Source organism: Pseudomonas mucidolens (genome assembly GCF_900106045.1).
Classification (GTDB): Bacteria; Pseudomonadota; Gammaproteobacteria; order Pseudomonadales; family Pseudomonadaceae; genus Aquipseudomonas; species Aquipseudomonas mucidolens.
Genome location: NZ_LT629802.1, coordinates 202,942 through 218,733 on the forward strand (window position 1 = coordinate 202,942; position 15,792 = coordinate 218,733).

General features: G+C 60.4%; 15 protein-coding genes. 11 read left to right on the forward strand and 4 right to left on the reverse strand.

Features of this window, described 5'->3' with window-relative positions; translation table 11 throughout:
* The first annotated feature begins 3 nt into the window (after window positions 1-3).
* The 9 genes from murD to lpxC all read left to right on the forward strand — a co-directional run bounded on the left by murD (window position 4) and on the right by lpxC (window position 10,447).
* Window positions 4-1,350: a UDP-N-acetylmuramoyl-L-alanine--D-glutamate ligase gene (gene murD / locus BLU75_RS01020; RefSeq protein WP_084376244.1), complete on the forward strand. Its 1,347-nt coding sequence runs from the start codon at window positions 4-6 to the stop codon at window positions 1,348-1,350.
* Window positions 1,347-2,570, forward strand: coding sequence for a putative lipid II flippase FtsW (ftsW, locus tag BLU75_RS01025; protein ID WP_084376243.1), 1,224 nt, complete (start codon window positions 1,347-1,349; stop codon window positions 2,568-2,570). The genes murD and ftsW overlap by 4 nt, the downstream gene beginning before the upstream one ends.
* A complete protein-coding gene (murG, locus tag BLU75_RS01030) occupies window positions 2,560-3,630 on the forward strand; it encodes an undecaprenyldiphospho-muramoylpentapeptide beta-N-acetylglucosaminyltransferase (protein ID WP_084376242.1) in 1,071 nt (356 codons plus the stop codon). The genes ftsW and murG overlap by 11 nt, the downstream gene beginning before the upstream one ends.
* Window positions 3,623-5,068, forward strand: coding sequence for a UDP-N-acetylmuramate--L-alanine ligase (murC, locus tag BLU75_RS01035; protein WP_084376241.1), 1,446 nt, complete (start codon window positions 3,623-3,625; stop codon window positions 5,066-5,068). The genes murG and murC overlap by 8 nt, the downstream gene beginning before the upstream one ends.
* Window positions 5,065-6,021 (forward strand): D-alanine--D-alanine ligase, encoded by a 957-nt coding sequence (locus BLU75_RS01040; RefSeq protein ID WP_084376240.1) that lies wholly within the window; start codon window positions 5,065-5,067, stop codon window positions 6,019-6,021. Before murC ends, BLU75_RS01040 begins: the two co-directional genes overlap by 4 nt.
* Before the next feature lie 4 nt (window positions 6,022-6,025).
* Window positions 6,026-6,892: a cell division protein FtsQ/DivIB gene (locus BLU75_RS01045; RefSeq protein ID WP_084376239.1), complete on the forward strand. Its 867-nt coding sequence runs from the start codon at window positions 6,026-6,028 to the stop codon at window positions 6,890-6,892.
* A gap of 15 nt (window positions 6,893-6,907) precedes the next feature.
* Complete coding sequence (gene ftsA / locus BLU75_RS01050) at window positions 6,908-8,167, forward strand: cell division protein FtsA (RefSeq protein ID WP_090221346.1); 1,260 nt, start codon at window positions 6,908-6,910, stop codon at window positions 8,165-8,167.
* Window positions 8,168-8,232: 65 nt separating this feature from the next.
* A complete protein-coding gene (gene ftsZ, locus BLU75_RS01055; protein WP_090221347.1) occupies window positions 8,233-9,423 on the forward strand; it encodes a cell division protein FtsZ in 1,191 nt (396 codons plus the stop codon).
* 112 nt (window positions 9,424-9,535) lie between these two features.
* Window positions 9,536-10,447, forward strand: a complete 912-nt coding sequence (gene lpxC / locus BLU75_RS01060) for a UDP-3-O-acyl-N-acetylglucosamine deacetylase (protein ID WP_029297841.1) — start codon at window positions 9,536-9,538, stop codon at window positions 10,445-10,447.
* A 73-nt stretch (window positions 10,448-10,520) separates the two neighbouring features.
* Here lpxC and BLU75_RS01065 read toward each other — a convergent pair whose 3' ends face one another.
* The gene (locus BLU75_RS01065; RefSeq protein ID WP_084376236.1) at window positions 10,521-12,011 is read right to left on the reverse strand and encodes a sensor domain-containing diguanylate cyclase; all 1,491 of its coding nucleotides are present in this window, start codon (window positions 12,009-12,011) and stop codon (window positions 10,521-10,523) included.
* Window positions 12,012-12,290: 279 nt separating this feature from the next.
* Here BLU75_RS01065 and BLU75_RS01070 point away from each other — a divergent pair, with 279 nt between their 5' ends.
* Both BLU75_RS01070 and BLU75_RS01075 read left to right on the forward strand, forming a co-directional pair.
* A complete protein-coding gene (locus BLU75_RS01070) occupies window positions 12,291-12,533 on the forward strand; it encodes a hypothetical protein (protein ID WP_084376235.1) in 243 nt (80 codons plus the stop codon).
* Between the two features lie 167 nt (window positions 12,534-12,700).
* Window positions 12,701-13,483 carry a transporter substrate-binding domain-containing protein gene (locus tag BLU75_RS01075; RefSeq protein WP_084376234.1) on the forward strand — a complete coding sequence of 261 codons (783 nt, stop codon included), beginning with the start codon at window positions 12,701-12,703 and terminating at the stop codon, window positions 13,481-13,483.
* Here the strand turns inward: BLU75_RS01075 and BLU75_RS01080 are convergent.
* The 3 genes from BLU75_RS01080 to BLU75_RS01090 form a co-directional block, all read right to left on the reverse strand.
* On the reverse strand, window positions 13,480-14,226 hold the full coding sequence (locus tag BLU75_RS01080) for a YkgJ family cysteine cluster protein (RefSeq protein ID WP_084376233.1): 747 nt from the start codon (window positions 14,224-14,226) through the stop codon (window positions 13,480-13,482). The genes BLU75_RS01075 and BLU75_RS01080 overlap by 4 nt on opposite strands.
* A gap of 106 nt (window positions 14,227-14,332) precedes the next feature.
* Window positions 14,333-14,815: a GNAT family N-acetyltransferase gene (locus BLU75_RS01085; protein WP_084376232.1), complete on the reverse strand. Its 483-nt coding sequence runs from the start codon at window positions 14,813-14,815 to the stop codon at window positions 14,333-14,335.
* Between the two features lie 3 nt (window positions 14,816-14,818).
* Window positions 14,819-15,721 (reverse strand): chemotaxis protein, encoded by a 903-nt coding sequence (locus tag BLU75_RS01090; protein WP_084376231.1) that lies wholly within the window; start codon window positions 15,719-15,721, stop codon window positions 14,819-14,821.
* Window positions 15,722-15,792: the final 71 nt, after the last annotated feature.

The window sequence follows — 15,792 nt, forward strand, 5'->3', positions numbered from 1 at the left end:
CGAGTGTCCCTGATCGCTTCTGACCACTTCCGCATCGTTGTCGGCCTCGGCAAGAGCGGCATGTCCCTGGTTCGCTTCCTGGCGAACCAGGGCACGTCGTTTGCCGTCGCCGATACGCGGGAAAATCCACCGGAGCTGGTCACGCTGCGCCGTGACTACCCGCACGTGGAAGTGCGTTGTGGCGAGCTGGACGTCGAGTTTCTGTGCCGTGCCGATGAGCTCTACGTGAGCCCCGGCCTGGCATTGGCGACTCCCGCCCTGCAAGCGGCGGCGGCCCGAGGTGTGAAGCTGTCTGGCGATATCGAGCTGTTCGCGCGTAACGCCAAGGCGCCCATCGTTGCCATCAGTGGCTCCAATGCCAAAAGTACCGTGACAACCCTGGTTGGCGACATGGTAGCCGCAGCCGGTAAACGCGTCGCGGTGGGCGGCAACCTCGGCACACCGGCGCTGGACCTGCTCAGCGACGACGTCGACTTGTACGTGATGGAGCTGTCGAGCTTCCAGCTGGAAACCACTGATCACCTCAATGCTGAAGTGGCGACCGTGTTGAATGTCAGCGAAGACCATATGGACCGCTACAGCGGCCTGCCGGCGTATCACCTGGCCAAGCACCGGATCTTTCGCGGCGCACGTCAGGTGGTGGTCAATCGTCAGGATGCCCTGAGCCGTCCGCTGATGGGTGAAGGCCTGCCGTGCTGGACGTTTGGCTTGAGCAAACCCGATTTCAAGGCCTTTGGCATTCGTGAAGAAGGCGGCGAGAAATACCTGGCCTTCGAATTCCAGAACCTGATGCCTGTGCGCGAACTGAAAATCCGCGGCGCCCACAACCAGTCCAATGCCTTGGCGGCGCTGGCGCTGGGACATGCGGTGGGGTTGCCGTTTGACGCCATGCTCTCGAGCCTGCGCGCCTTTGGCGGCCTGGAGCACCGCTGCCAATGGGTGCGTGACCTGGATGGCGTGAGTTACTACAACGATTCCAAGGCGACCAACGTCGGCGCGGCATTGGCGGCGATCGAAGGGCTCGGCGCTGACATCGACGGTAAGGTTGTGTTGATTGCCGGCGGTGATGGCAAGGGCGCCGACTTCAAGGACCTTAAAGCTCCGGTGGCCGAGCATTGCCGCGCCGTGGTGCTGATGGGGCGCGATTGCGACCTGATCGCTGCCGCGCTTGGCGATGCGGTTGCGCAGGTGCGCGCGCGGTCCCTGGAAGACGCCATCGCCCAATGCCGTGCTTTGGCCCAGCCGGGTGATGCGGTGCTGCTGTCCCCGGCCTGCGCCAGTTTCGACATGTTCAAGAACTATGAAGAGCGCGGGCAGTTGTTCGCTCGCGCCGTGGAGGACCTGGCATGAGCCTCGACCTCAGAAACATTATCAAGCCCTATCCGTCGCCGATCATTACCGGGCGCGGTATCGACCTCGACTTCCCGATGCTCGCCGGCTGCCTGGCGTTGCCGGGCCTGGGCCTGGTGATGATCACCTCGGCTTCCTCGGAAGTGGCCGCCGTGCAATCGGGCAACACCCTGTACCACATGATCCGTCACCTGATTTACCTGGTGATCGGCCTCGGCACCTGCATTGTCACGATGATGGTGCCTATCGCCACCTGGCAGCGTCTGGGCTGGCTGATGCTGCTCGGGGCTTTCGGTCTGCTGGTGATGGTGATCATTCCCGGCATCGGCCGCGAAGTGAATGGCTCGATGCGCTGGATCGGTTTTGGCGTCTTTAACGTACAGCCGTCGGAAATCGCCAAGGTCTTCGTGGTGATCTACCTGGCGGGCTACCTGGTACGTCGCCAGAAAGAGGTGCGGGAAAGCTGGATGGGGTTCTTCAAGCCCTTCATCGTGCTGTTGCCCATGGCTGGCCTGTTGCTGATGGAGCCGGACTTCGGTGCCACCGTCGTGATGATGGGCGCGGCGGCGGCGATGCTGTTCCTGGGTGGCGTGGGCTTGTTCCGCTTTGCCTTGATGGTCGGCCTGGCGGTCGCCGCGGTGACGATTCTGGTGCAGGCGCAACCCTATCGGATGGCGCGACTGATCACCTTTACCGATCCCTGGGCCGACCAGTTCGGTTCCGGTTACCAGTTGACCCAGGCTTTGATCGCCTTCGGTCGCGGTGAGTGGCTGGGTGTTGGTTTGGGTAACAGCGTGCAGAAACAGTTCTACCTGCCGGAAGCCCACACCGATTTTGTGTTCTCGGTACTCGCCGAAGAACTGGGCGTGGTCGGTTCCCTCGTCACTGTCGGGTTGTTCGTGTTCGTGTGCGTGCGCGCCATGTACATCGGCCTGTGGGCCGAGAAGGCCAAGCAATACTTCGCCGCTTATGTGGCCTACGGACTGGCGTTCCTGTGGATCGGCCAGTTCCTGATCAACATCGGTGTAAACGTCGGCCTGCTGCCGACCAAGGGCCTGACCCTGCCATTCCTCAGTTATGGCGGCAGTTCCCTGGTGATTTGTTGCGCCTGTCTTGGCTTGCTGCTGCGTATCGAATGGGAGAGTCGAACCCACCTGGGCAGTGAAGAGATGGAATTCAGCGAAAGTGACTTCGCCGAGGAGCCGACCCATGGGCGCTAACGTGTTGATCATGGCGGGCGGCACCGGCGGCCACGTGTTCCCGGCGCTGGCGTGTGCCCGCGAGTTCCAGGCCCGGGGCTACACCGTGCATTGGCTGGGCACGCCGCGCGGGATTGAAAATGAACTGGTGCCGAATGCCGGTTTGCCGCTGCACTTGATCAACGTCAGTGGTCTGCGCGGCAAGAGCAAACTGTCCCTGCTCAAGGCGCCATTTGTATTGCTCAACGCGGTCTGGCAGGCCCGCAAAGTGATCCGCGAGCTGAAGCCGGTTTGCGTACTGGGCTTTGGCGGCTACGTGACCGGTCCTGGGGGTGTTGCGGCGCGATTGTCCGGTGTGCCGGTGATCGTCCACGAGCAAAACGCGGTTGCCGGGACCGCCAACCGCTTGCTGGCACCCTTGGCTGCACGCGTTTGCGAGGCTTTCCCGAACACCTTTGCTGCCATGGACAAGCGCCGTACCACCGGTAATCCGGTGCGTACCGAGTTGTTCATGGATATTGCCCGCCAGGCCCTGACCGGGCGTAGGGCGCATCTGCTGATCCTGGGCGGAAGCCTGGGCGCCGAGCCGTTGAACAAATTGCTGCCTGAAGCCGTGTCGCAACTGCCCTTGGAACTGCGTCCCGAAATCTTCCATCAGGCCGGCAAGAACCACGATGAAGTCACCGCCGGGCGCTATCGCGACGCCGGGGTCGAGGCGAATGTACAGCCCTTCATCAAAGACATGGCCCACGCCTATGGCTGGGCCGACCTGGTGGTCTGTCGCGCAGGTGCGTTGACCGTCAGTGAATTGGCTGCAGCCGGTCTGCCGTCCTTGCTGGTGCCTTTGCCCCATGCCATCGACGATCACCAGACCCGCAACGCCGAATATTTGGCCGGGGAGGGCGCTGCCTTCCTGCTGCCGCAAAGAACGACTGGCGCCGCCGATTTGGCCGCACGCCTGACCGAGGTTTTGATGCAACCGGAACGACTCAATAACATGGCGAGCACCGCAAGTCGCCTGGCCAAACCTGATGCCACCCGTACCGTGGTCGATATCTGCCTGGAGGTGGCCCATGGTTGAGAATCAAAAAGCCATGCCGCAACCGGAAATGCGCCGCATCCGTCGCATCCACTTCGTCGGGATCGGCGGTGTGGGCATGTGCGGGATCGCCGAGGTATTGCTGAACCTGGGTTACCAGGTTTCCGGTTCCGACCTGAAAACCTCGCCGGTCACCGAGCGGCTGGAGTCTTTCGGCGCGCAGATATTTATCGGCCACCGCGCCGAGAACGCCGCGCAAGCCGATGTACTGGTGGTTTCCAGTGCAGTGAACACCTCCAACCCGGAAGTCGCGACTGCGCTCGAGCGTCGTATTCCGGTGGTGCCGCGTGCCGAGATGCTCGCCGAACTGATGCGCTACCGCCACGGCATCGCTGTTGCGGGCACCCACGGCAAGACCACCACCACCAGCCTGATCGCCTCGGTGTTTGCCGCGGGCGGCCTGGACCCGACGTTCGTGATCGGTGGCCGGCTGAATGCAGCAGGCACCAATGCACAGTTGGGTTCAAGTCGTTACCTGATCGCCGAAGCCGATGAAAGCGATGCCAGCTTCCTGCACTTGCAGCCGCTGGTGGCCGTGGTGACCAACATCGACGCCGACCACATGGCGACCTATGACGGCGACTTCAATAAGTTGAAGAAAACCTTCGTCGAGTTCCTGCACAACCTGCCGTTCTACGGTTTGGCGGTGCTGTGCCTGGACGATCCGGTAGTGCGTGAAATCCTGCCCCAGGTCAAGCGTCCGACCGTGACCTACGGCTTCAGCGAAGACGCCGACGTGCGTGCGATCAATGTGCGCCAGAAAGGCATGCAGACGTTCTTCACCGTGTTGCGCCCCGACCGCGAGCCGCTGGATGTATCGGTGAACATGCCCGGTAACCACAACGTGCTCAACTCCCTGGCGACTATCTGCATCGCTACCGATGAAGGCGTCAGCGATGAAGCCATCGTCGAAGGCTTGTCAGGGTTTGCCGGTGTCGGCCGGCGCTTCCAGGTCTACGGTCAGTTGCCGGTGGAAGGTGGCGACGTAATGCTGGTCGACGATTATGGTCACCACCCGACTGAAGTGGCCGCGGTGATCAAGGCCGTGCGCGGCGGCTGGCCGGAGCGTCGCCTGGTGATGGTCTACCAGCCGCACCGCTACAGCCGCACCCGCGACCTGTACGACGACTTCGTCAATGTATTGGCTGACGCCAACGTATTGCTGCTGATGGAAGTCTATCCGGCCGGTGAAGAACCGATCCCCGGTGCCGACAGCCGCAAACTGTGCAACAGCATCCGCCAGCGCGGTCAGTTGGACCCGATCTACATCGAACGCGGTGTCGACCTCGCGCCGCTGGTCAAGCCGCTGCTGCGCGCTGGCGATATCCTGCTGTGCCAGGGCGCCGGTGATATCGGCGGTCTTGCGCCGAAACTGCTGGCAAGCCCGCTGTTCGCCGCTGTGCAGGGGAAGTCGAAATGAGCACTGACTACGGCTCCCTGTTTTCCACCGTCCAGCCCGCCGACTTCGGCCGGGTCGCGGTGTTGTTCGGCGGCAAGAGCGCCGAGCGCGAAGTGTCTTTGAAATCCGGCAATGCCGTGCTTGAAGCGTTGCAAAGCGCCGGTGTAAATGCCTTCGGCATCGACGTGGGCGATGATTTCCTGGCGCGCCTGCAGGCCGAGAAAATCGATCGTGCCTTCATTATTCTGCATGGCCGTGGCGGTGAAGACGGCAGCATGCAGGGGTTGCTGGAGTGCGCAGGTATTCCTTACACCGGCAGCGGCATCCTCGCGTCGGCCCTGGCGATGGACAAGTTGCGCACCAAACAGGTGTGGCACAGCCTGGGCATTCCGACCCCGCGTCACAGCGTTCTGCGCAGTGAAGACGATTGTATTTGCGCAGCCGAGGAACTGGGCCTGCCTTTGATCGTCAAACCTGCCCATGAAGGCTCCAGTATCGGCATGGCTAAAGTGAACTCGGCCGCCGAATTGATCGACGCATGGAAAGCGGCAAGTACCTACGATTCGCAAGTGTTGGTGGAACAGTGGATCTGCGGTCCCGAGTTCACCATCGCGACTCTTCGTGACCAGGTATTACCGCCTATCGCGCTGGGCACGCCCCATACCTTTTACGACTACGACGCCAAGTACCTGGCTTCCGATACTCAGTACCGGATCCCGTGCGGCCTTGACGCAACCAAAGAGCAGGAATTGATGGACCTTACGGCGAAAGCCTGTGAGGCGCTGGGTATCGCCGGTTGGGCGCGGGCAGACGTGATGCAGGATGACCAAGGGAATTTCTGGTTTCTGGAAGTCAACACCGCACCGGGCATGACCGACCACAGCCTGGTACCCATGGCTGCACGCGCGGCCGGACTGGATTTCCAGCAGTTGGTGCTGGCCATTCTGGCTGCAAGCATTGAGGCGCGGGGTTAACACCATGCAAGGCGCATCGCTTCGTCATCAGCCACCCGCACCCGGCCGCAAGCCGGTACCGCGTGGTGCCAGCCGGATGGTGGCCAAAGAGCCGATGTCGGCGCGCCTGCCGAAAGCCAACTTTGCTTTTCTCAAGGCCTTGTTCTGGCCGGTGCTGTTGGTGGCGCTGGGCTTTGGCACTTATGAAGGTGCCCAGCGTCTGCTGCCTTACGCTGACCGCCCGATCACCAAGATCAGCGTGCAGGGCGACTTGAGCTACATCAGCCAGCAAGCTGTGCAGCAGCGAATCGTCCCTTTTGTGGCGGCCAGCTTCTTTACCGTCGACCTGGCAGGGATGCGTTCGGAATTGGAACAGATGCCGTGGATCGCCCATGCCGAAGTACGTCGGGTGTGGCCGGACCAGGTGACCATCCGCCTGGAAGAACAACTGCCCGTGGCCCGTTGGGGTGACGAAGCGCTGTTGAACAACCAGGGTCAGGCGTTCACCCCGCGTGAACTGGCCAACTACGAGCATTTGCCGCAGTTGTTCGGGCCACAGCGGGCGCAGCAGCAAGTGATGCAGCAGTATCAGGACTTGAGCCAGATGCTGCGGCCACTGGGTTTCTCCATCGCGCGACTGGAATTGCGTGAACGGGGCAGCTGGTTCTTGACCACCGGGGCCGGCAGTTCCGGCCCGGGCATCGAGTTGTTGCTGGGACGCGACCACTTGGTGGAGAAGATGCGCCGCTTTATCGCCATCTATGACAAAACCTTGAAAGAACAGATTACGAACATTGCGAGCATCGACCTGCGTTACGCCAACGGCCTGGCCGTTGGCTGGCGGGAACCGGCTGCGCCCACGGCGGCGCAACCCGCTGTCGCGAAGAATTAAGAAGAGGCAGGACCCATGGCAAACGTGCAAAGCGGCAAAATGATCGTCGGTCTCGATATCGGCACCTCCAAGGTGGTGGCGCTGGTAGGCGAGGTCGCGGACGACGGCACGCTGGAAATCGTCGGAATCGGCACGCATCCGTCCCGGGGCCTGAAGAAGGGCGTGGTGGTCAATATTGAATCCACCGTGCAATCGATCCAGCGCGCCATCGAAGAAGCGCAACTGATGGCCGGCTGCCGGATCCACTCGGCGTTTGTCGGCGTGGCGGGCAATCACATCCGCAGCCTGAACTCCCACGGCATCGTCGCGATTCGCGACCGTGAAGTCAGCTCGGCAGACCTGGAACGTGTACTGGACGCTGCCCAGGCCGTGGCCATCCCGGCTGACCAGCGGGTGCTGCACACCCTGCCGCAGGACTACGTAATCGACAACCAGGAAGGCGTTCGCGAACCTTTGGGCATGTCCGGCGTACGTCTGGAAGCCAAGGTTTACGTGGTGACCTGCGCGGTCAATGCGGCACAGAACATTGAAAAGTGCGTGCGTCGCTGCGGCCTGGAAATCGACGACATCATCCTCGAGCAACTGGCGTCGGCCTACTCGGTACTGACCGATGACGAAAAAGAACTGGGCGTGTGCCTGGTGGACATCGGCGGCGGCACCACCGACATCGCGATCTTTACCGAAGGTGCGATCCGTCACACCGCAGTGATCCCGATTGCCGGCGACCAGGTCACCAACGACATCGCGATGGCGCTGCGTACACCGACCCAGTACGCCGAAGAAATCAAGATCCGTTATGCCTGCGCCCTGGCCAAGCTGGCCGGTGCCGGTGAAACCATCAAGGTGCCAAGCGTAGGCGACCGCCCACCGCGCGAACTGTCGCGCCAGGCGTTGGCCGAAGTGGTCGAGCCGCGCTACGACGAACTGTTCACCCTGATCCAGGCGGAACTGCGTCGCAGCGGTTACGAAGATTTGATCCCGGCCGGCATCGTGCTGACCGGGGGCACCTCGAAAATGGAAGGCGCGGTCGAACTGGCCGAGGAAATCTTCCATATGCCGGTGCGCCTGGGCGTGCCCCATGGCGTGAAAGGCCTGGGCGACGTGGTGCGCAACCCGATTTATTCCACCGGTGTGGGCTTGCTGTTGTACGGCCTGCAAAAGCAGACCGACGGCATTTCCCTGTCGGGCATTGGCAGCCGCGAAAGCTATAGCAGTGACGAAGCCAAAGCGCCGTTGCTGGAGCGCCTGCAAGCCTGGGTGAAAGGCAACTTCTAACGATTTACCGCAACACCGTTCCAAGCAGTAGGCGAAAAAACTAGAGAAATGAAAGGAGAGGGAAAATGTTCGAACTCGTAGACAACATCCCCGCCAGCCCGGTCATCAAAGTGATCGGCGTCGGCGGTGGCGGCGGCAACGCTGTCAACCATATGGTCAAGAGCAACATTGAAGGCGTTGAATTCATCTGCGCCAACACTGATGCCCAGGCCCTCAAAAGCATCGGTGCACGCACCATCCTGCAATTGGGCACAGCGGTGACCAAGGGCCTGGGTGCAGGCGCCAATCCGGAGGTCGGCCGTCAAGCCGCGCTGGAAGACCGCGAGCGCATCGCGGAAGTACTGCAGGGCACCAACATGGTGTTCATCACCACCGGCATGGGCGGTGGCACCGGTACTGGTGCTGCGCCGATCATTGCCGAAGTGGCCAAGGAAATGGGGATCCTCACCGTTGCGGTGGTGACCCGTCCGTTCCCGTTCGAAGGCCGCAAGCGCATGCAGATCGCCGATGAAGGCATCCGTCTGCTGTCCGAAAGCGTCGACTCGTTGATCACCATCCCCAACGAGAAGCTGCTGACCATCCTCGGCAAGGACGCCAGCCTGCTGTCGGCTTTTGCCAAGGCTGACGATGTACTGGCCGGTGCCGTTCGCGGTATCTCCGACATCATCAAGCGTCCGGGCATGATCAACGTCGACTTTGCCGACGTCCGTACCGTGATGAGCGAAATGGGCATGGCGATGATGGGCACTGGCTGCGCCAGCGGTCCGAACCGTGCACGTGAAGCCACTGAAGCGGCAATCCGCAACCCGTTGCTGGAAGATGTGAACCTGCAAGGTGCTCGCGGCATTCTGGTGAACATCACCGCCGGTCCGGACCTGTCCCTGGGTGAGTACTCCGACGTGGGTAGCATCATCGAGGCGTTCGCTTCCGAGCACGCGATGGTCAAGGTCGGTACCGTTATCGATCCGGACATGCGCGACGAGCTGCACGTGACCGTGGTGGCCACTGGCCTGGGCGCAAAAATCGAGAAGCCTGTGAAGGTCATCGACAATACCGTCCACACCAACCAAGCCACGGCCGCCGCTCCAGCACCTGCTCGCCAGGAACTGCCGTCGGTGAACTATCGTGACCTGGATCGTCCGACCGTGATGCGCAATCAGGCTCAGGCCGGTGCTGCTGCCTCCCGTAGCCCGAATCCGCAAGATGATCTGGATTATCTGGACATCCCGGCATTCTTGCGTCGTCAGGCCGATTAATGGAATGTATCAGGGCTATGAAGGTGATTGGTGTTCAGCAAAGGTCTGGTCTGCTATTATCGCCAGCCTTTGTTGATACCAGTTCGCAATTTGCGCTGAAGCGGTCCAAGCCATGATTAAACAACGCACCCTGAAGAATATTATCCGTGCCACAGGTGTAGGTCTGCACTCCGGGGAGAAGGTATACCTGACTCTCAAGCCCGCACCTGTCGACACCGGCATCGTGTTTGTTCGTGCCGACCTGGACCCTGTGGTGCAGATTCCTGCTCGCGCGGAAAACGTTGGCGAAACCACCATGTCGACCACATTGGTCAACGGTGACGTCAAAGTGGATACGGTGGAGCACTTGCTCTCGGCCATGGCTGGCCTGGGCATCGATAACGCCTACGTCGAGCTCTCCGCGTCCGAAGTCCCGATCATGGATGGCAGCGCCGGACCCTTCGTATTCTTGATTCAATCTGCCGGCCTGGAAGAACAGGACGCAGCCAAGAAGTTCATTCGCATTCTGCGGGAAGTGACAGTAGAAGACGGCGACAAGCGCGCCACCTTCGTCCCGTTCGAAGGCTTTAAAGTGAGCTTTGAGATCGATTTCGATCACCCGGTATTCCGTGACCGCACCCAAAGTGCAAGCGTGGATTTTTCCAGCACTTCGTTCGTAAAAGAAGTCAGCCGCGCCCGTACCTTTGGTTTCATGAGTGACATCGAGTACCTGCGCAAGCACAACCTCGCACTCGGCGGCAGCGTTGAAAACGCCATTGTGGTCGACGCGGATGGTGTACTGAACGAAGATGGCCTTCGCTATGAAGACGAATTCGTGAAGCACAAGATCCTCGATGCAATCGGTGACCTCTACCTGCTGGGCAATAGCCTGATAGGCGAGTTCAAAGGCTTCAAGTCGGGCCATGCACTGAACAACCAGCTCCTGCGCAAGTTGATTGAGCAGAAAGACGCTTGGGAAGTCGTGACCTTCGAAGATGCCAGCACCGCACCGATCTCTTACATGCGTCCCGTTGCGGCGGTGTAAGTAACAACTCTCTTTCTTTAGTTTTTAAAGGCTGCCTTCGGGTGGCCTTTTTTTCGTTCCGGATACATCCATATTAGGGGGCTCTGGCGTCAACGGTGCAGTTGCGCCCGGCATTTTTCGCTGCATACAACGCCTGGTCGGCACTGAGCAGCAATTGCTCCAGAGAGGGCGGCCCCTGCCTGTCCCAGGTGCTCAAGCCAATACTCACGGTAATCGGCCCGTCGCTTCCCGACACCCATGGCAAGTTTTCGATGCGACCGCGCAGATGCTCGGCGATCACTCGGGCGCCCTTGGCGTCGGTATCCGGCAGGATCACCGCGAACTCTTCTCCCCCATAACGCGCCGCCAGATCGGCAGGACGGCGGATGTTATTACCGATCACCCGCGCCACGTTGCGCAGCGCGTCGTCACCGGCCTGATGACCATGACGGTCGTTGAAGGTCTTGAAGTGGTCAACGTCGATCATCAACAGCGCCAAAGGTGCGTTGGAGCGTTGGGCGCGGTCCCATTCCAGGCGCAACCGCTGGTCCAGGATACGGCGGTTGGCCAGGCCGGTGAGAGCGTCGGTGGCTGCCAGTTCTGACAGGACCTTCTCGGCACGGTAGCGCCGCCGCAGCTCCAGGCGCAGCATCCAAGTCAGCCATAAAAGGCCGATACACAGTACTCCGGTGGCGCCAGCGGTGAGCCACGCCGCGCGCCTCCATGCCGCGAATACGTCGTCGTTGGATAAGGCCACCACCACGATCAAGGGCAATTGTCCGACATTGGTAAAGGTAAAGAGCCGTAACGTGTCGCTGGTCGTGGAGATCGCCCTGAAGCTGCCACTGCCTTCTTGCAACATGCGTTTGAAGTTGGGGCGGGAACTCAGGTCTTTATCGATCATGTTGCTTTCCAGCATGGGTTGCTGAGCCAGCAAAATGCCTTGGTTGTTCAACAGGTTGATGGTATTGCCGCTACCGATGGTCAGGCTGCTGAACAACTGGTCGAAATACGCCAGGCGCATGCTCGCCACGGCAACGCCGGCAAATTCGCCATTGGGCCCGGCCACCCGGCGGCTGAATGCAATACGCCACACTTGATCGCATTCGCAGTGGATCTTGAACGGGCGGCTGATGAACAGTCCCGCCTCGGGATTTTTCAGGTGGATCTGGAAGTAATCGCGGTCGACGAAATTGCGCGGCGTGGGCGTCAGCGTAGAAGAGTCGGCTATCACCTGGCCGGCCTTGTCGAGCAGCAGGACTTCCCCCTTGTAGCGGGCCGCGATGGATTGATCGAATTGCAGTTGGTGCCGAATCTCGGCTGGCACTTGCGACAAAGCGTTGCCCGCCGCCGTAATCAGCCCTTGCAGCGCCAAGTCATACAGCTCGACGTTACGCAGCACATCTGCATTGATCAGTTGGGTGATGTTGTTGGTGGAGCGTTGAGCGGTCTGTAACGTGCTGGCATGTTCGCGGATCAGCAGCACGGCGACGATGATCATAATCAACGCGACGGTGATGCCACTGCCCAGAATCAACAACAGCTCCGGGCGTGCAGGCAAGTTTTGGGCGCGGCGTTGATTCATCGGACTGACTTCAGCGGTAACAATGATGGCAGTTTAGTTCGGCGCGTTGAAAATTAAGTCATTGGCAAAAAAGAAAATTCATCTTCAGAACGTCAATATCAAACCGGTAAACAATCCCAAACGTATCCCACCCTCAAATGGCCAACCTGACAGCCGTGTCAGCAAACTCGCGACCATTCATACGGCAATGATCAAAGATTCAGGTCGTGCAGGTATACTTCGTGCCAGCGTGACTCGCAATTCGGGTCCGCGTCACTTTTTGTACTCCCCGGAGCTTTCATGAATTCCCCGACACAACCCCTTGTTGACGCGCTCGAAGCCGTCGAACAAGTCGACGCTGACAGCATAGAAACAGTCGCGCAAACCGAGATCCCGGCATTCAAGTTTCCATTCAAGCCGGGCGAGCTGGCCGGGGCCAAGAATGCCACCCAGCCTTGGTACAAAAACGGCGCCAAGAACGGCCACACCAAGTCTCCGGGCATGGCGCCTCCGGGTACTCGCCGCTCGATGGGTAAACGCTGAGATTAATAAGTCGCACGCTGGATCAGCTATTGCCTACGGCTTCTGCTGATATTTCTACTTGTAGGCCTACGACCGTTTCTTGAAAGCTTGCACCGTCTCTGCTCCCCCGGCTCTATTCTCCGGGGTTGGGTGGGGTGAGGTTGGTCTTTCCGGAAAAGGCGTTGCCCATGGCCCTGATAAACATCTGTGTAGTACTTGCCCTAGTGCTTTCGTTGGATGTCGCTACGGCCCTTGATCAGCCACGGCGCGAAATCCGTTTTGCCGTCGCCGCGCAATTCCCTCCCTTTCAGAGTCGAAACCCGCAAGGGTGGTTGGTCGGCCTGAACATCGACCTGGGCAGCGCGTTGTGCATGCAACTGAAGGTGCGATGCATCTGGGTTGATCAGGTGGTTGTCGAGAACTTCCCCGCCCTTGAAGCCCGGCAATTCGACGCGATCATGGGGATGGCCCCCACGTCCGAACGACGGCGCTGGGTGAGTTTCACCGATAATCTCTACCCGTTCACCACGCGTCTGGTAGCGCGTAGAAACTCAGGCCTGAGGCCCACCGCAAGCTCGCTCAAGGGCAAACGTGTCGGTGTATTGCTGGGGAGCAATCGCGAAGCCTTTGCCCGGTCGAAGTGGGCGCCCAAGGGCGTGATCGTCAAGAGCTTCTGGCTCAATGAGGAGTTAGTGCGCAGCCTGGTGGCGGGCGATATCGATGCGACTTTGCAAGGCACCGTGGAGATTCGTAATGCGCTGCTCGACACCGACGACGGGTTGGCGTTCGACTTCTTGGGCCCGGCTGTTTCGGCGGAGTTGCTGGGCGACGGTGTGGCGATCGCGGTGCGCAAGCTCGATACGGCGTTGCGCAATGAACTTAACTGTGCCCTTGCACAGTTGATGCAGTCCGGCGAATACCAGCGGATCATCCAGCCCTATCGCCTTGAAGCACCGCCCTCTGGGCGTTAAGCCGCGCGCAACGGGATAAACGCATAGTTGGCCGGCACCTCAGTGGCAATCCGTGCCCCTGCATCCAGTATCTGTTCGGCAATATCCATTCCCGAGACATGAAACATCCACTCATTGGCCATCGACGGCTGATCAGCCGCCAGCTCCAGCGCCTGGGCAAACGCGCCCATGTCCGGCAGGTAGGCGGTAAACCCGTCGCCCTTGAGCGCCGTGGTGCGAATACCCAGCAGGGCGCAGACAGCCTCCTTGGCTTGTACGTCATCCCGGTCGGCCTGGCGTGAATGGCGGATCAATGCCGCCAGCTCCAGATCCATCAACTCGCCGCCCGCGATCAATAACGGGCCCTGTTCCCAGGATTGCGGTGGGCAATCCTTAGCCGCAGGGTTCAGTGGGATATGCGGGTTGATCTCCATCGGGTAGATGCGACACACCAACGGGCGGCGCTCATAGATGCGGCACAGGTTGTCTTCGTCAAGATTCCGGCAGCGCCCTGCGTTGTAGGCGGCAAAGGTGATTGCCACAAACGCTTCGGTGGTGCCGCTGGGCACCACCACCGAACGGCGTTCGGCATGCTCGCGTTGCTGCGGCGGCAGGCCCAGGCCATTGCCCAGGAAGCCTTCCACCAGGACAATCACATTGCCGCCGTCCGCCGCCCACATCCGGGCTTCATCGAGGGTCAGGGGTACATGGTGGTCGGTGCAGCATTTGCCGCATCCTACGCAGGAAAAGTGGGTGGAGGTCATGGGAGTCTGTCACCAGGCTAGGTCAGAAGGCGCATGGGCGCGGTGACGGGTTTACACCTCTGTCCACCGCACGGACCTTGTGCGAAGCAAGTTATGCGCCAGCCTGTCAGTCCTTGGTCAGCCGATCGCGCAGCACAAACACCATGCCCGCACTTTCATACAACTGACGGGCGCGGGTATTCGACTCGCGCACCTTGAGATCGACAAAGGCCTCGCCGCGCTGTTGGAACACCAGAAAGCTGTGCAACAACAATGCACGCCCCAAGCCTTGCCCCTGGGCCGTGGGGTGAATAGCCAGGCTTTTGATGAAGGCGCTGGTCCAGCATTGCGCTACACCCAGAATGCCGTGGGCGTTGCTGGCGATCAGGCATAGTTTCGGGTCGAACTCGGCATCGCTGAGGAACTGTTGGCGCCACTGCTGCAGGCTACCCACACGACCACCGCCTTGTTCTTGCGCCATGCACAGCACCGCGTGGATTGCCGCAGCCCGTGTTTCACGGTAGTGGTCCAGGCTGATGCCAGCCGGCCATTGCGGCGCGGGGAGGGGGCCAGTGAGGTCGCGGCGCAACAGCTGGAAGTGTTCGACCATCGGTTACCGGCCGTGCTGTGGCAGGGACTGCGCTGCCACCACCAGGCACTTGGTGAGTTCCGGCGAGGAAAATTTCGTCAACACTGCGTTGGCGCCGGACAGACGGGCTTTTTCACTGTTCATCGCGCTGTCCAGCGAGGTATGCAGCAAGATGTAAAGGTCTTGGAAGTCCGGGGTTTCGCGCAGCGTGCGGGTGAGGGCGTAGCCGTCCATCTCGGACATTTCGATATCGGAGACCAGCACGTTGATCTGGTCAGCGGTGCCTTGCAGCTCCAGCAGACAGTCGATGGCGTCCTTGGCACTGCGGGCGGTGTGGCATTGCAGGCCGAGGTTGCGCAGCGTGTGCACTGACTGTTGCAGGGCGACCTGGCTGTCATCCACCACCAGAATCCGTGCATGACCGAGTACTTCCGCTTCTTCCATGGTCAAGTCGGTGGGCGCTACTTCGATCGGGGCTGGGGCGATTGCATGGATGACCTTTTCGATATCCAGTACTTGCACCAATGTCCCGTCGACCTGCGTCACGCCGGTGATAAACGCACGATTGCCTCCAGAACCGAAAGGCGGTGGACGAATGTCGGTGGTCATGCAATGCACGATCCGGCTCACCGCCTGTACGTGCAGACCCTGCTTGGAGCGGCTGATGTCAGTGACAATCAGGCAACCGCCGTCTGGATCTTGCAAAGGCATTTCGCCCAACGCCCGGCTGAGGTCGATCACTGACAACGCGGCACCGCGCAGGGTGGCGATACCTTTGACGTGCGGGTGGGACTCCGGCAGTTTGGTCAGCGGTGGACAAGGGATGATTTCGCTGACCTTGAGCAGGTTGATCGCCATCAGCTTACCGCTGCGCAAGGTAAAGAGCAGCAGCGAAAGGGAGTCTGCGCGGGCTTTGGTGATGGACATGGCAACCTTCAGTGGATCAGCGGGAACACTCTTTAGAGGGTTATCGACGCGTGCGCGAAAAACTGTAGGAG

What these genes read in the sequence shown, in the direction of transcription:
- ftsW (WP_084376243.1), top strand. Translation starts at nt 1,347, where the DNA reads ATGAGCCTCGACCTCAGAAACATTATCAAGCCCTATCCGTCGCCGATC.
- murG (WP_084376242.1), top strand. Translation starts at nt 2,560, where the DNA reads ATGGGCGCTAACGTGTTGATCATGGCGGGCGGCACCGGCGGCCACGTG.
- murC (WP_084376241.1), top strand. Translation starts at nt 3,623, where the DNA reads ATGGTTGAGAATCAAAAAGCCATGCCGCAACCGGAAATGCGCCGCATC.
- BLU75_RS01040 (WP_084376240.1), top strand. Translation starts at nt 5,065, where the DNA reads ATGAGCACTGACTACGGCTCCCTGTTTTCCACCGTCCAGCCCGCCGAC.
- BLU75_RS01045 (WP_084376239.1), top strand. Translation starts at nt 6,026, where the DNA reads ATGCAAGGCGCATCGCTTCGTCATCAGCCACCCGCACCCGGCCGCAAG.
- ftsA (WP_090221346.1), top strand. Translation starts at nt 6,908, where the DNA reads ATGGCAAACGTGCAAAGCGGCAAAATGATCGTCGGTCTCGATATCGGC.
- ftsZ (WP_090221347.1), top strand. Translation starts at nt 8,233, where the DNA reads ATGTTCGAACTCGTAGACAACATCCCCGCCAGCCCGGTCATCAAAGTG.
- lpxC (WP_029297841.1), top strand. Translation starts at nt 9,536, where the DNA reads ATGATTAAACAACGCACCCTGAAGAATATTATCCGTGCCACAGGTGTA.
- BLU75_RS01065 (WP_084376236.1), bottom strand. Translation starts at nt 12,011, where the DNA reads ATGAATCAACGCCGCGCCCAAAACTTGCCTGCACGCCCGGAGCTGTTG.
- BLU75_RS01070 (WP_084376235.1), top strand. Translation starts at nt 12,291, where the DNA reads ATGAATTCCCCGACACAACCCCTTGTTGACGCGCTCGAAGCCGTCGAA.
- BLU75_RS01075 (WP_084376234.1), top strand. Translation starts at nt 12,701, where the DNA reads ATGGCCCTGATAAACATCTGTGTAGTACTTGCCCTAGTGCTTTCGTTG.
- BLU75_RS01080 (WP_084376233.1), bottom strand. Translation starts at nt 14,226, where the DNA reads ATGACCTCCACCCACTTTTCCTGCGTAGGATGCGGCAAATGCTGCACC.
- BLU75_RS01085 (WP_084376232.1), bottom strand. Translation starts at nt 14,815, where the DNA reads ATGGTCGAACACTTCCAGCTGTTGCGCCGCGACCTCACTGGCCCCCTC.
- BLU75_RS01090 (WP_084376231.1), bottom strand. Translation starts at nt 15,721, where the DNA reads ATGTCCATCACCAAAGCCCGCGCAGACTCCCTTTCGCTGCTGCTCTTT.